The sequence below is a fragment of the Rhodococcus sp. MTM3W5.2 genome (genome assembly GCF_001984015.1).
GTDB lineage: Bacteria > Actinomycetota > Actinomycetes > Mycobacteriales > Mycobacteriaceae > Rhodococcus_G > Rhodococcus_G oryzae.
Map to the genome: position 1 here is coordinate 3,421,562 of NZ_CP019572.1, position 13,804 is coordinate 3,435,365.

Below are 13,804 nucleotides of genomic sequence, written 5' to 3' on the forward strand. Positions count from 1 at the left end.
CGTCAGCCGCGGACGGTGACCGTCACGTTGCCGACCTTGTGGCCCCGGTCCACATATCGGTGTGCATCGACGATCCGATTCATCGGGAAGTTGCGGTCGACGACGATGCGCAGTCCGTCGGACTCGATCAGGTCCTTCACGAAGGCAAGTGCCGCCTTCTTCTCGACGGACATCCCTGGCCGAACGGTTCGTCCGCCGCGTAGCGCAGTCCATGCGCCGAGTGGCCAGTTGATCAGGCCGGTGGTGGGTAGGTAACAGCCGTGCTGCGTGAGCGCCCGTCGGCATCGTGCGAACGAGGTCGCGGTGATGGTGTCGAAGATGACGTCGTAGGTGTCGTGGTGGGAGCCGAAGTCCTCCCTGTGGTAGTCGACGACGTGGTCGGCGCCCAGGCTGGTGACCAGGTCGGCGTTGCGGGAGCTGCACACCGCGGTGACTTCGGCGCCGAGGTGCTTGGCCAGTTGCACCGCGTAGGTCCCGATGCTGCCGGAGGCGCCGTTGACCAATACGTGCTGGCCGCTACGGACGTGTGCCCTGTCGCGCAGGAAGTACAGCGCGGTCGACGGCCCGTCGACAGCGGCGGCCGCCTGCTCGAAGCCGATGCCTGCGGGCTGATGTTCGAGCGACCCGGCTTCCGGCAGGCAGACGTATTCGGCGCAGGCGCCGAGACGGAAGCCGGTGAATCCGAAGACCTTGTCACCCGGCGCGAACCGCCGCACGCCCGTGCCCGTCGCTTCGATCACGCCGGCGAATTCGAGCCCAAGAGTCCTCCGATTCTTCCGCGGCCGCCTGACGCCGAGGATGAGGCGTCCCCAGCGGGGGCTCCCCTGCGCATGAGAGTCTCGGCCCTGGTCACCGTTGTCGCGTGCACTCGCACGAGCACCTCGCCCTGCCGCGGAGTCGGCCGGTCGACCTCATGGATACCGAGGACTTCCGGCGGCCCGAATTCGGCGTACCTGACTGCTTTCACCGGTAGGTCCTCCTCCCCCGAATGCTCGGCCAAGGCCGTCGCCGCGACGCTAGGTCCCATCTTCGTCCTAGCCGACACGCTCGCTTTCATGACCGGAACATCATGAAGCCTTTAACGTGTCCTGGTTCACTCCAAAAACCCACGAGGAGAACCACAGTGCGGAAATCCGCAGCAATCATCGGCGCCACCATCGCCGCCGTCGGCCTCACCATCGGCACCGCAGGCATCGCCAACGCGCTCCCGGTGAGCATTCCCGGCACCACCAGCCACCCCTACGTGGCGGGCGTCGACGTGGAGCCGGGGTCGTACTACTCCCGCATGACGGACAGCACGCGCTTCACCTGCGATTTTGTCATGACCCCTGACGGTGACAATCCACCGAGCCACAGCACTGACTTCACGTACCACATCGTCGATCTGAAGATCGGCGACCGGCTCGACTCCGTCGGCTGCACCACCTGGCACCGGCAGGGCAGCCCCCTCGGCTCGGCAGGGTCGACGGACTTCGGTTCCCTCGGCGTGCTCGGCTTGGACGATGTCATCTTCGGCCACCTCCCGCTGGGTTCCTGACCAACCGGCTCGGTACCCACGTTCCCTAGGACAAGAAAACCCCCGCCTCATCGAGGCGGGGGTTTTCTTGTCCGACAGCGAGATCGACGACTCGCCTGCCAGAACCGCGGTGGGCGCGGAGGGTTTCGAACCCCCGACCGCTGGTGTGTAAAACCAGAGCTCTACCACTGAGCTACACGCCCGAAATCCGACGGTTTCCCGCCGAATTGCACTCAGGAATCTAGCGCGGCGAGCGCGTTCTCCCAAGCTGCCTGGTCACGGGCCTCTCCGGGGCCGTTCATCTCAGCGAACCGGATGTAGCCGTCCTTGTCCACGACGAAGGTTCCGCGGTTCGCGAACCCGGCCTTGTCGTTGAACACGTCGTAGGCCTGGGCCACCGCACCGTGCGGCCAGAAGTCCGACAGCAGCGGGAAGGTGTACCCCTGCTCCGCCGCCCAGATCTTGTGCGTGGGCGGCGGACCGACGGAGACCGCGAGCACCGCGGCGTCGTCGTTCTCGAACTTCGGCAGCCCGTCCCGGACCTTGCAGAGCTCACCCTGGCAGGTGCCGGTGAAGGCGAGCGGATAGAACACGATCAGGACGTTCTTCTTGCCCCGGTAGTCCGAGAGCGAGACTTCCTGGTTGTTCTGGTCCTTGAGGGTGAAATCGGGAGCGATCGCACCGACGTCGAGAGGCATGGGGGTTCCTTCTGGAGTAGTGCTGTCAGCGCTTGGCCGGGCGGGCCTTCGGCTGCACCAGCCGACTGCCGCTCCACAGGCCGAGGTTCGCCGCCGAGGTCTGGGTCAGACCCGCCGTCGGTGCCGATTCGGCGATCTCGCTGGGCTCGACATGGCCAGGCTGTCCGGTCTTGGGGCTGAGGACCCACACGAAACCCTCGTCGGCCAGCGGGCCGATCGCGTCCATGAGTGCGTCGACTAGGTCTCCGTCGCCGTCCCGCCACCACAGCAGGACCACGTCGATCACCTCATCCGAATCCTCGTCGAGGAGCTCCCCACCGATGGCCTCCTCCACGGATGCGCGCAGCGCATCGTCGGTGTCCTCGTCCCAACCCAGTTCCTGAACAACCATGTCATTGGTGATGCCGAGTTTCTGGGCATAGTTCTGGGCGTCCGCCGCGGCGACCACGGTGGTGTCCTCCTTTTGTTGTCGGGGCTGAACCTCCAGCACCCGGTCCGTGTGGATCAGTAGTGAAAGCGAACAGGTTGAACGGCTCTCGCGCAAGCCGACGCCACCGAAAAACCGAACAAAGATTTTGTGACGTACCCGATTGTGACTCGCCGTCGCCCCTCGCCGGGCAATACGGCAGGATTGAGCCAGATCACCATCACGCGTAAAGCGGACCGCCGTCACACAGGCGATTCGCATGGATTGGGCGCCGCACCGAGCGTCCTCCCCGATGAAGGAGAGTCATACGTTGTCCGAGCCCACCCAGGACCAATTCTCGCCAGCGCAGCAGCCCGCACCCAGCGGCGACGGCCGCGTCCGCGTGATTCGTGAGGGGGTGGCCTCATATCTCCCCGACATCGATCCCGACGAGACAACCGAGTGGTTGGACAGCTTCGACGGCCTTTTGCAGAACTCGGGACCGGCGCGCGCCCGCTATCTGATGCTGCGCCTGCTCGAGCGTGCGGGCGAGAACCGGGTGTCCATCCCCGCGCTGACCTCCACCGATTACGTGAACACCATTCCGACCGAGAACGAGCCGTGGTTCCCCGGCGACGAGGAGGTCGAGCGCCGCTACCGCGCCTGGATCCGCTGGAACGCCGCGGTCATGGTGCACCGCGCTCAGCGCCCCGGCGTCGGCGTCGGCGGGCACATCTCCACCTACGCATCCTCCGCGGCCCTCTACGAGGTCGGGTTCAACCACTTCTTCCGCGGCAAGGACCACCCCGGCGGCGGCGACCAGATCTTCATTCAGGGTCACGCCTCCCCCGGCATCTACGCCCGCGCCTTCCTCGAGGGCCGGATCCCGGCCGAGCAGATGGACGGCTTCCGCCAGGAGCACAGCCACGCGGACTCGGGCGGCGGGCTGCCGTCCTACCCGCACCCGCGGCTGCTGCCCGACTTCTGGGAGTTCCCGACGGTGTCGATGGGCCTCGGCCCGATGAACGCCATCTACCAGGCCCGGTTCAACCACTACCTGCACGATCGCGGCATCAAGGACACCGCCGACCAGCACGTCTGGGCCTTCCTCGGCGACGGCGAGATGGACGAGCCGGAGTCGCGCGGCCTGGCGCACGTCGCCGCCACCGAGGGCCTCGACAACCTCACGTTCGTCGTCAACTGCAACCTGCAGCGCCTCGACGGCCCTGTCCGCGGCAACGGCAAGATCATCCAGGAGCTGGAGTCGTTCTTCCGCGGCGCCGGCTGGAACGTCATCAAGGTCGTCTGGGGCCGCGAGTGGGACGCGCTGCTGCACGCCGACAAGGACGGCGCGCTGGTCAACCTGATGAACACCACCCCCGACGGCGACTACCAGACCTACAAGGCCAACGACGGCGGGTACGTCCGCGAGCACTTCTTCGGCCGCGACCCCCGCACCAAGGAACTGGTCAAGGACCTGTCCGACCAGGAAATCTGGAACCTCAAGCGCGGCGGACACGACTACCGCAAGATCCACGCGGCGTACGCGGCCGCGCTGGCGCACAAGGGCCAGCCGACGGTGATCCTGGCGCACACCATCAAGGGCTACACCCTTGGTAAGCACTTCGAGGGCCGCAACGCGACCCACCAGATGAAGAAGCTGACCCTCGACGACCTCAAAGCGTTCCGCGACCTGCAGCGGATCCCGATCTCCGACGCGGAGCTGGAGAAGGACCCGTACCTGCCGCCGTACTACCACCCCGGCGCGGACGCCCCCGAGATCCAGTACATGCTCGATCGACGCAAGCAGCTGGGCGGGTTCCTGCCCTCGCGCCGCACCGACGTCGCGCCGTTGGCACTGCCCGAGGACAAGACCTACGACTCGCTGCGGAAGGGCTCCGGCAAGCAGGAGATCGCCACCACCATGGCGCTGGTGCGGGTCCTCAAGGAGCTGCTCCGCGACAAGGAGATCGGCAAGCGGATCGTGCCGATCATCCCCGACGAGGCCCGCACGTTCGGCATGGACTCGTGGTTCCCGTCGCTGAAGATCTACAACCGCAACGGCCAGCTGTACACCTCCGTCGACGCCGACCTGATGCTCGCCTACAAGGAGAGCTCGATCGGCCAGATCCTGCACGAGGGCATCAACGAGGCCGGCTCCACCGCCTCGTTCACCGCGGTCGGCACCTCCTACGCCACCCACGGCGAGCCGATGATCCCGCTGTACATCTTCTACTCGATGTTCGGCTTCCAGCGGACCGGTGACGGACTCTGGGCAGCCGCCGACCAGATGGCCCGCGGTTTCGTGCTCGGCGCCACGGCCGGCCGGACCACGCTCACCGGCGAAGGCCTCCAGCACGCCGACGGGCACTCGCTGCTGCTGGCGTCGACGAACCCGGCCGCGGTGACCTACGACCCGGCGTTCTCGTACGAGATCGCGCACATCGTCAAGGACGGCCTGCGCAGGATGTACGGCGGCACGCCAGGCGAGGACGGGTTCGGCGGCGAGAACGTCTTCTATTACCTGACCATCTACAACGAGCCGTACGTGCAGCCCGCCGAGCCGGAGGCCCTCGACGTCGAGGGCCTGCTCAAGGGCATCTACCTGTACAGCAAGGGCGAGGTACCGGACAGTGCAGGGGGTCGCTCCGCAGGCTCCGCTCCGCGCGCGCAGATCCTGGTCTCCGGCGTCGCGATGCCGGAGGGCCTGCGCGCCCAGCAGCTGCTGGCCGAGGACTGGGGCGTCGCGGCGGACGTGTGGTCGGTGACGTCGTGGGGCGAGCTGCGCCGCGACGGCGTCGAGTGCGAGCGGCAGGCGCTGCGGAACCCGCAGGACACCGCCGCAGTGCCGTACGTGTCCACCGCGCTGGCGGGCGCCGAGGGCCCGTTCGTGGCGGCGTCGGACTGGATGCGGGCGGTCCCGGACCAGATCCGGCAGTGGGTGCCCGGCGCGTACACCACGCTCGGCACCGACGGGTTCGGCTTCTCCGACACCAGGACCGCGGCCAGGCGCTACTTCAACGTGGACGCCGAGTCGATCGTGGTCGCGGTGCTGGCCGGCCTCGCCAAGGAGGGCAAGCTCGAGCACAACACCCCGGCGGCGGCCGCCCGGCAATACCGGATCGACGACGTCCTTGCGGCGCCGAAGTCGCTGAAGGACCCCGGCAGCGCCTGACGACTATCTGTGCACGAGTGTTTATAGACACCTGACAAATCAGGCGCCCGGGGAGCGCGTACATCGCGCCTCCGGGCGCCTGAGGTCACGGTGGGCGTAAGTTTCGAGACTATGGGCGAGCAGAAACCTCCGTCGGACGGCTCAGCCGACGACGGGACACAGGCGGCGGCCGTGCCGGTTTTCGGGCGGCAGCGTCAGCCCCGCGACCCCCTGCCCGACGCGTTGCTGCGCCGGGTCAAGCAGTTCTCCGGCCGACTCTCCACCGAGGCGATCACCTCGATGCAGGACCAGCTCCCGTTCGTCGGCGACCTCGACGCCGACCAGCGGGCGAGCGTGCAACTGCTCGTACAGACGGCGGTGGTCAACTTCCTCGAGTGGCTCAAGGACCCCGAGGGCGACATCCGGTTCAGCATGGAGGCCTTCCAGGTCATCCCCAGGACCTGGCCCGCAGGCTGACCCTGCGCCAGACCGTCGACATGGTGCGCGTGGCGATGGAGTTCTTCGAGCAGTGGCTGCCCGCGCTGGCCCGCAACGAGCAACAGCTCATCGCCCTGACCGAGGCGGTGCTGCGCTACGGCCGAGAGCTCGGGTTCGCCGCCGCCTCCGTCTATGCCAGCGCCGCCGAGTCCCGCGGCGCGTGGGACACCCGCCTGGAGGCGCTCGTCGTGGACGCGGTGGTCCGCGGCGACACCGGCTCCGACATGCTTTCCCGCGCAGCGACACTCAACTGGGACGCGACCGCGCCCGCGACCGTCCTCGTCGGCACCCCGCCGCCCGACCAGGGCGTGTCGGTGGTCAGCACGGTGCACACGATCGCACAGAAGCACGGACGGGCCGCGCTCGCCGTCGTGCAGGGCTCCAGGCTGGTGATGGTCGTCAGCGGCGACATGCAGGACCCGTACGGCGATCAGTTCATGACGGACCTGCTCACCAACTTCTCCGACGGCCCTGTGGTCATCGGGCCGACCACCCGAACCCTCAGCGCCGCGCACTTCAGCGCGGTGGAGGCCCTCGCTGGCATGGAGGCGGTGGCCGGCTGGCGGGGCGCACCACGGCCGGTCCACGCGGGTGAACTGCTGCCCGAGCGGGCCCTGCTCGGTGACCGGGCGGCCCTCGATTCGCTCATCGACCTGCTCGTGCGGCCGCTGGCCGCCGCGGGGTCCGCGCTGACCGACACCCTCGAGACCTATCTCGACTGTGGCGCCGCCGTTGAGACCTGTGCCCGCAAGCTGTTCGTGCACCCCAACACTGTCCGGTATCGACTTAAAAGGATCAGCGAGATCACCGGCCGCGACCCCATGAACCCGCGCGACGCGTACGTGCTCAGGGTCGCGTCGACGGTGGGCCGTTTGGCTCAAGCCAGTCACGAAACAACACATCCAGTCACACCAATCACATTCTTCACAAACCGTGCGATCGACTTGTAACGTTCCGCCGCCCACTTCCGATGCGAGTTCCCCACATGCGATTTTGTGGAAACCCTACAAAACACTTGTCCAAGGTTGATGGTCAAAAACATCACCCACATACCGCTGGACAGTGTTCCCTTATGTAGTGATTTCGTTGCTTGCCCCGGGTCAGGGCTCCCAAACCCCCGGCATGCTCAGCCCTTGGCTGGAGCTGCCGGGCACTGCAGACCGCATTTCCATCTGGTCGAAGGCCTCCGGCCTCGACCTCGAACGCCTGGGCACCACCGCCACGGCCGACGAGATCACCGACACCTCGGTCACGCAGCCGCTCGTGGTTGCCGCGGCTCTGCTCGCCTTCGAGGAGCTCGAGCGCCGCGGACTCGTCCCCACGGACCTGATCGCCGCGGGCCACTCGGTCGGTGAGCTGGCCGCGGCCGCCATCGCAGGCGTGATCTCCTCGGACGACGCCGTCGCGCTCGCCGCGCTGCGCGGCTCCGAGATGGCCAAGGCCTGCGCGCTCGAGCCGACCGGCATGTCCGCGGTGCTCGGCGGCGACGAAGAGGTCGTCCTTGCCCGCCTCGCCGAACTCGGCCTCGAGCCGGCGAACCGGAATGCGGCCGGCCAGATCGTGGCGGCCGGCCTGCTCAGCGCCCTGGAGGAGCTCGCGGCCGCGCCGCCGGAGAAGGCCCGCGTCCGGGCCCTGCCGGTGGCAGGCGCGTTCCACACCGCGTTCATGGCACCGGCGCAGGAAGCCGTCACCGAGGCGGCCTCCCGAATCAGCCCCTCCGATCCGACGCGCACGCTACTGTCCAATGCCGACGGTCAGCCGGTCACCTCCGGCGCCGACGCGCTGGCCAAGCTGGCCGCCCAGGTGACCAGGCCCGTGCGCTGGGACCTGTGCACCGCATCGCTGCGCGCGGCCCAGGTCACGGCGATCGCCGAACTCCCCCCGGCCGGCACCCTGGTGGGTATCGCCAAGCGGGAGATGAAGGGCACCCCCACGCTGGCGCTCAAGACGCCGGACGACATCCCGGCCCTGTCCGAGCTCACCGGGCTCGGATGAGGACCGCCGCGATCCTGCGGCCCTAGGCCCCTCGCAGCAGGACCACACACCACAATGGCCGGTCTGCCGACCGGCCAACGCCAGACCCAAGTAACACCAAACAAGAAGGGAGCCACGAAGTGGCCACCACCCAGGAAGACATCATTGCCGGACTCGCGGAGATCATCGAGGAGGTCACCGGCATCGAGCCGTCCGAGGTGACCATCGAGAAGTCCTTCGTCGACGACCTCGACATCGACTCGCTCTCCATGGTGGAGATCGCCGTGCAGACCGAGGACAAGTACGGCGTCAAGATCCCCGACGAGGATCTCGCCAGCCTGCGCACCGTCGGCGACGCCGTCAGCTACATCCAGAAGCTCGAGGCCGAGGGCGGCGACGCCGCTGACGCCGTCAAGGCGAAGCTCGACTCCGCGAACGAGGAGTGAGCTCGCCCGTGACTTCCACCAGGAACTTCCCCAACATCGTCGTCACCAGCCTCGCGGCCTCGACGTCGATCGCTGGTGACGTGGATGCCACGTGGAAGGGCCTGCTCGCAGGCGAGAGCGGGATCGACGTCCTCGAAGATCCGTTCATCGCGGAGTACGACCTTCCCGTCCGCATCGGCGGGCACCTGAAGGTGAGCCCCGACGATGCACTCTCCCGCGTCGAGATCCGGCGGATGAGCTTCGTGGAGCGACTCGCTCTCGTGCTCGGACGCCAGGTGTGGCAGAACGCGGGCAGCCCCGAGGTGGACAAGGACCGGCTCGGCGTGGTCCTCGGCACCGGACTCGGGGGCGGCGAGGCATTGATCGACGCCGTCGACAAGATCAAGACCCAGGGATACCGCAAGGTGTCGCCGTTCTCAGTGCAGATGGTGATGCCGAACGGTCCCGCCGCGGTCGTCGGGCTCGAGCTCGGCGCCCGCGCAGGCGTGATCACTCCCGTCTCGGCGTGCTCGTCGGGCTCGGAAGCGATCGCGCATGCATACCGGATGCTCATCATGGGTGACGCCGACATCGTCGTCACCGGTGGCGTCGAGGGCCAGATCGATCCCGTGCCGATCGCGAGCTTCGCGATGATGCGGGCATTGAGCTCACGCAACGACGATCCGAAGGCCGCCTCGCGTCCCTTCGACAAGGATCGCGACGGCTTCGTCTTCGGCGAGGCAGGGGCACTGATGGTCCTCGAGACCGAGGAGCACGCCAAGGCGCGCGGGGCCACCATCCACGCACGCCTGATGGGCGCGGGCATCACCTCGGACGGCTACCACATCGTGGCGCCGCACCCCGAGGGCACGGGCGCGGCCCGCGCGATGGCACGGGCGATCCAGACCGCAGGTCTGGCGAAGTCCGACATCACCCACGTGAACGCGCACGCCACTGCGACTCCGATCGGGGACACGGCCGAGGCACTGGCCATCAAGTCCGCGGTCGGTGGCCACGCTGCGGTGTACGCACCGAAGTCAGCTCTCGGGCACTCCATCGGCGCCGTCGGTGCGCTCGAAGCCGTGCTCACGGTCCTGTCTGTGCGTGACGGAGTCATTCCGCCCACGCTCAATCTCGAGAACCAGGATCCAGAGATCGATCTCGATGTCGTGAAGGGTGAACCCCGTTACGGCCAGATCGACTTCGCGCTCAACAATTCATTTGGATTCGGTGGGCACAATGTCGCGCTCGCCTTCGGCCGAGCCTGACCGGTCGGAATAGCTCGATGGTGGGGGCCTCGCACCCCGGGGCCCCCACCCCGACTACCGCCCGCAGGCGGCCAGCACAAGGAGGACAAGCGATGACCATCTTGGCCCCGATCACCCGATCCGATGCCCAGCTCGATCCCCGCGACCCGATGGCGCGACTCGAGAACCTCTTCGACGCCGGGACCACCGTCCCGCTGCACGATCGTGACAAGTCCGGTGTGCTCGCCGCTGCCGGCGAGATCGACGGAGTTCGCACGATCGCCTACTGCTCCGACGCGACCGTCATGGGCGGCGCGATGGGCGTCGAGGGCTGCAAGCACATCGTGAACGCGATCAACACCGCGATCGAGGAGAAGTCCCCGATCGTCGGCATCTGGCATTCCGGCGGTGCGCGGCTCGCGGAGGGCGTGGAGGCCCTGCACGCGGTCGGCCTCGTGTTCGAGGCGATGGTGCGCGCGTCCGGCCTGGTCCCCCAGATCTCCGTCGTCCTCGGCTTCGCCGCGGGCGGCGCCGCCTACGGCCCCGCGCTCACCGACGTCGTGATCATGGCGCCCGAGGGACGGGTCTTCGTGACCGGCCCCGACGTCGTCCGCTCGGTCACCGGCGAGCAGGTCGACATGGAGTCCCTCGGCGGCCCGGACACCCACACCAAGAAGTCGGGCGTTGCGCACATCGCGGCCACCGATGAGCTGGATGCGCTCAACCGAGCGCGCCGCCTGGTGTCGATGTTCTGCGACCAAGGCACCTTCGACCAGGCCGCCGCCGAACACGGCGACACCGACCTGCGCGCGCTGATGCCGGAGTCGGCCAAGCGAGCCTACGACGTGCGTCCGATCGTGCACGAGCTGCTCGACAACGTCGAGGGCGAGTCGACCCTCGAGGAGCTGCAGGGCAACTACGCCCGCAGCATCGTCACCGGTCTCGGTCGCCTCGGTGGTCGCACCGTCGGCGTGATCGCCAACAACCCGCTGCGCCTCGGCGGCTGCCTCAACTCGGAGAGCGCCGAGAAGGCCGCCCGCTTCGTCCGGCTCTGCGACGCGTTCGGCATCCCGCTGGTCGTGATCGTGGACGTTCCCGGCTACCTGCCAGGGGTGAGCATGGAGTGGGAGGGCGTCGTCCGTCGCGGCGCCAAGCTGCTGCACGCGTTCGCCGAGGCCACCGTTCCCCGCGTCACCGTGGTCACCAGGAAGATCTACGGCGGCGCGTACATCGCGATGAACTCGCGGGCCCTCGGCGCCACCGCCGTCTACGCCTGGCCGGACGCCGAGGTCGCCGTGATGGGCGCCAAGGCAGCCGTCGGCATCCTGCACAAGCGGGCACTCGCCGCCGCCCCGGAGGAGGAGCGCGAGGCACTGCACGATCGCCTCGCCGCCGAGCACGAGGCCATCGCGGGCGGCGTCGGCCGCGCCATCTCGATCGGCGTCGTCGACGAGATGATCGAGCCAGCCAAGACCCGCAGCCGGGTCACCGCCGCCCTGGCGGCCGCCCCGGCAGGGCGCGGGCAGCACAAGAACATCCCGCTCTGATCCGCACCAGAGACGAGAAGGGCCCCCGACCTCAGGTCGGGGGCCCTTCTCGTTGAACGGGTGGCTCAGAGCACGTGAACCGCGGTGGCCTGCGGGCCCTTCGGGCCCTCGGTCACCTCGAACTCGACCTGCTGGTTCTCCTCGAGGCTCCGGAAACCGGAACCCTGGATCTCGGAGAAGTGCACGAAGAGGTCCGGTCCGTCGGTGCGCGAGATGAAGCCGAAGCCCTTCTCCGCGTTGAACCACTTGACTGTTCCCTGACTCATATTTGCTCCTTACAGGGCTGGGATGACGGGACCCACACCGTGTGGTGCCCCGGGCCGGTTCGAGACTCGGCGTCTCCAGATTCCTGAAGGCAAACAGAGCGCACGCAACTTGAGTTCTTGCGAGCGTGCGGTAAACACAAACACACAAAACTGACGACCGCCTGGTTCAACGCCGTCCGCGGCCGATCCATTCCCGAGGGGTGGTTACCTCGTCGAGGGGGCGGTTCTCGGGCGTCCGTCACGCCGAGAGCCCGAGAACCTCCCCCTCGCCCAACCAACCCTCAGCCCACCGCGACGAGTTCTCGGCTGTGCTTTGGACGCTCGACCTCGTCGATCAGCGCGGCGGCGAGGTCCGCGTACGAGAACTGCCGCGCCCCGGCTGCGTCGGCAAGCACGGCGCTACCCCCGATCCGGTACTCCCCCGTGCGCTCGGCGACCTCGTCGAGGACGACCGGCGGCGGTGCCAGCATCAGCCAGTCGACATCGGTGTCGGCGCCGCGCAGCACCTCGAGCTCGGCCGCGTGGCCGAGCGAGAACTCCCCGGCTTCCGCGGGGAAGCCGGGCGCATCGAGCACACGGACACCCGGCTCCGTCTCGAGCAGCGTGCCGATCCCGATGACCAGCATCCGGCCCACCAGGGCCCGGCCGAGGCCGTCGAGCAGCGCCTCGGTAGCCGCGACATAGAACTCCGACGACGGCAGATCCATCCGGGCGACGGCGCTGATCGCCGCATCGTGGCCGGCCGCGAGCGCCGCGACGGTGTCGGCGTCGGTGGCGTCCCCGGCCACCAGATCCGCGCCGGACGTAGCGAGCTCCTGGTACCGCGCGGGATCGCGGACCACCGCGGTGACGCTGTGACCGCGGGCGACGGCCTCGGCGACCGCGCGACGTCCGGCACGCCCACCGGCTCCGAAGATGATGATCCTGCTCATGGGTGGCTCCGTTCGACGGGGCAGGCGCACGATCGCCGGCCGACGACGCGAAGGTAGCGAGCGGGGTGCCGGTTACCGCAACGATAGTTACGCTGACCTGGTGACGAATCCCCTGTCGCCCGACATGTTCGAGGGCTGCTCGGCCGGCCCCACGCCGATCCGGATCGGCGACAAGTGGACCGCGCGGATCATCACCTGCCTGCGGGAGGGCCCGCGACGGTTCTCGGAACTCCAGGTGCCGCTACGCACGATCAGCCCGAAGGTGCTCACCGAATCGTTGCGCGCGATGGAGCGCGACGGCCTGGTCACCCGCACCGCGTACGCCGAGATCCCACCCAGGGTCGAGTACGCGCTCACAGCGCTCGGCCGCTCGCTGCTCGAGCCGATGGCCGCCGCGTGCGCGTGGTCCCGCGAGCACCTGGACGAACTGCTCGATGCCAGAACCACATACGAACTCGGAGCGGATGCCTGACCGGACCGTCAGTCGCCGGTTGGTCGGCCCGGATCCAACGCCCAGTCCGCGGCGATCCCCGTCGCGGCCGCGGCGACCGCGCCCGTGAGCCGGTTCGGGGAGTATCGGGCGCTGCGCCGACCGATGATTCCCACGCCACCGACGACCTTCCCGTTCCCGCCGAGGATCGGGGCGCCGACGCAGGACCACCCGAGAAGGGTCTGCTCGTACTCGACCGAGAATCCGTGGTCGAGGACCGAGGTCAATTGGTCGCGCAGCCTGCCCGGCTCGGTGACGGTGTACGCGGTCAAACGTCGAATCGGCTTGCCGAGAGCGACATCGGCGAGGTCCGGTCGATGTGCCAGCAGACAGCGCCCCAGGGCAGTGGAGACCGCGTCCGTCACGGGACCGCCTGCAAGTTGGCGCTGGGCGATGGCATCCCTGTTGTGACCGTGGACGCGTTCGAGTTCCGCCACGTCGTCCCCGCACAACAACGCGAGGACGATCACCTCACCCGTCCGGGCGAACAGCTCCTGCAGGTGCGGCATCGCCGCATCCCGCATGCCGTGATGAATGGCCGCGGTGGTGCCGAGATCGATCAGTTTCGCGCCGAGGCGGTATCCGCCAGGGGGCCCCGTTGGAGGACACCCGCGCGGCCAGGTCATTGGCGACGCGCAAGACCGTGGGTTT

Annotated in this window: 13 protein-coding genes, 1 tRNA gene and 1 pseudogene; 8 read left to right on the forward strand and 7 right to left on the reverse strand. The window is 68.2% G+C overall.

Annotation, left to right across the window (positions count from 1 at the left end; all coding sequences use genetic code 11):
- Positions 1 to 2 precede the first annotated feature (2 nt).
- The gene (locus BTZ20_RS15620; RefSeq protein ID WP_262982482.1) at positions 3 to 740 is read right to left on the reverse strand and encodes an NAD(P)-dependent alcohol dehydrogenase; all 738 of its coding nucleotides are present in this window, start codon (positions 738 to 740) and stop codon (positions 3 to 5) included.
- 383 nt (positions 741 to 1,123) lie between these two features.
- On the opposite strand from BTZ20_RS15620, the gene BTZ20_RS15625 reads away from it, so the two are divergent.
- Positions 1,124 to 1,537 carry a hypothetical protein gene (locus BTZ20_RS15625; RefSeq protein WP_077041995.1) on the forward strand — a complete coding sequence of 138 codons (414 nt, stop codon included), beginning with the start codon at positions 1,124 to 1,126 and terminating at the stop codon, positions 1,535 to 1,537.
- Between the two features lie 110 nt (positions 1,538 to 1,647).
- Here BTZ20_RS15625 and BTZ20_RS15630 read toward each other — a convergent pair.
- From BTZ20_RS15630 to BTZ20_RS15640, 3 genes are all read right to left on the reverse strand, one after another.
- A tRNA-Val gene (locus BTZ20_RS15630) sits at positions 1,648 to 1,719 on the reverse strand.
- A 30-nt stretch (positions 1,720 to 1,749) separates the two neighbouring features.
- The gene (locus BTZ20_RS15635) at positions 1,750 to 2,214 is read right to left on the reverse strand and encodes a peroxiredoxin (protein WP_077041996.1); all 465 of its coding nucleotides are present in this window, start codon (positions 2,212 to 2,214) and stop codon (positions 1,750 to 1,752) included.
- A 25-nt stretch (positions 2,215 to 2,239) separates the two neighbouring features.
- On the reverse strand, positions 2,240 to 2,662 hold the full coding sequence (locus tag BTZ20_RS15640; RefSeq protein ID WP_077043753.1) for a DUF3052 domain-containing protein: 423 nt from the start codon (positions 2,660 to 2,662) through the stop codon (positions 2,240 to 2,242).
- A 238-nt stretch (positions 2,663 to 2,900) separates the two neighbouring features.
- Here BTZ20_RS15640 and aceE point away from each other — a divergent pair, with 238 nt between their 5' ends.
- From aceE to BTZ20_RS15670, 6 genes and pseudogenes are all read left to right on the forward strand, one after another.
- The gene (aceE, locus tag BTZ20_RS15645; protein WP_189636475.1) at positions 2,901 to 5,795 is read left to right on the forward strand and encodes a pyruvate dehydrogenase (acetyl-transferring), homodimeric type; all 2,895 of its coding nucleotides are present in this window, start codon (positions 2,901 to 2,903) and stop codon (positions 5,793 to 5,795) included.
- Between the two features lie 111 nt (positions 5,796 to 5,906).
- A pseudogene (locus tag BTZ20_RS15650) lies at positions 5,907 to 7,222 on the forward strand (PucR family transcriptional regulator).
- Between the two features lie 127 nt (positions 7,223 to 7,349).
- Positions 7,350 to 8,267, forward strand: coding sequence for an ACP S-malonyltransferase (locus BTZ20_RS15655; RefSeq protein WP_077041998.1), 918 nt, complete (start codon positions 7,350 to 7,352; stop codon positions 8,265 to 8,267).
- Between the two features lie 119 nt (positions 8,268 to 8,386).
- Positions 8,387 to 8,692, forward strand: coding sequence for a meromycolate extension acyl carrier protein AcpM (gene acpM / locus BTZ20_RS15660; protein WP_077041999.1), 306 nt, complete (start codon positions 8,387 to 8,389; stop codon positions 8,690 to 8,692).
- Complete coding sequence (locus BTZ20_RS15665; protein ID WP_077042000.1) at positions 8,689 to 9,939, forward strand: KasA/KasB family beta-ketoacyl-ACP synthase; 1,251 nt, start codon at positions 8,689 to 8,691, stop codon at positions 9,937 to 9,939. The genes acpM and BTZ20_RS15665 overlap by 4 nt, the downstream gene beginning before the upstream one ends.
- A gap of 92 nt (positions 9,940 to 10,031) precedes the next feature.
- Complete coding sequence (locus tag BTZ20_RS15670; RefSeq protein ID WP_077042001.1) at positions 10,032 to 11,465, forward strand: acyl-CoA carboxylase subunit beta; 1,434 nt, start codon at positions 10,032 to 10,034, stop codon at positions 11,463 to 11,465.
- Positions 11,466 to 11,530: 65 nt separating this feature from the next.
- Here the strand turns inward: BTZ20_RS15670 and BTZ20_RS15675 are convergent, their stop codons facing one another.
- Together BTZ20_RS15675 and BTZ20_RS15680 are read right to left on the reverse strand one after the other, a co-directional pair.
- On the reverse strand, positions 11,531 to 11,731 hold the full coding sequence (locus BTZ20_RS15675) for a cold-shock protein (RefSeq protein WP_027500001.1): 201 nt from the start codon (positions 11,729 to 11,731) through the stop codon (positions 11,531 to 11,533).
- Between the two features lie 281 nt (positions 11,732 to 12,012).
- Positions 12,013 to 12,663: an NAD(P)-dependent oxidoreductase gene (locus tag BTZ20_RS15680; RefSeq protein ID WP_189636476.1), complete on the reverse strand. Its 651-nt coding sequence runs from the start codon at positions 12,661 to 12,663 to the stop codon at positions 12,013 to 12,015.
- Positions 12,664 to 12,763: 100 nt separating this feature from the next.
- Here BTZ20_RS15680 and BTZ20_RS26765 point away from each other — a divergent pair, with 100 nt between their 5' ends.
- Positions 12,764 to 13,135: a winged helix-turn-helix transcriptional regulator gene (locus BTZ20_RS26765; RefSeq protein ID WP_077042002.1), complete on the forward strand. Its 372-nt coding sequence runs from the start codon at positions 12,764 to 12,766 to the stop codon at positions 13,133 to 13,135.
- A gap of 8 nt (positions 13,136 to 13,143) precedes the next feature.
- Here BTZ20_RS26765 and BTZ20_RS26770 read toward each other — a convergent pair whose 3' ends face one another.
- On the reverse strand, positions 13,144 to 13,779 hold the full coding sequence (locus tag BTZ20_RS26770; protein ID WP_145982304.1) for an IclR family transcriptional regulator C-terminal domain-containing protein: 636 nt from the start codon (positions 13,777 to 13,779) through the stop codon (positions 13,144 to 13,146).
- Between the last annotated feature and the right edge of the window lie 25 nt (positions 13,780 to 13,804).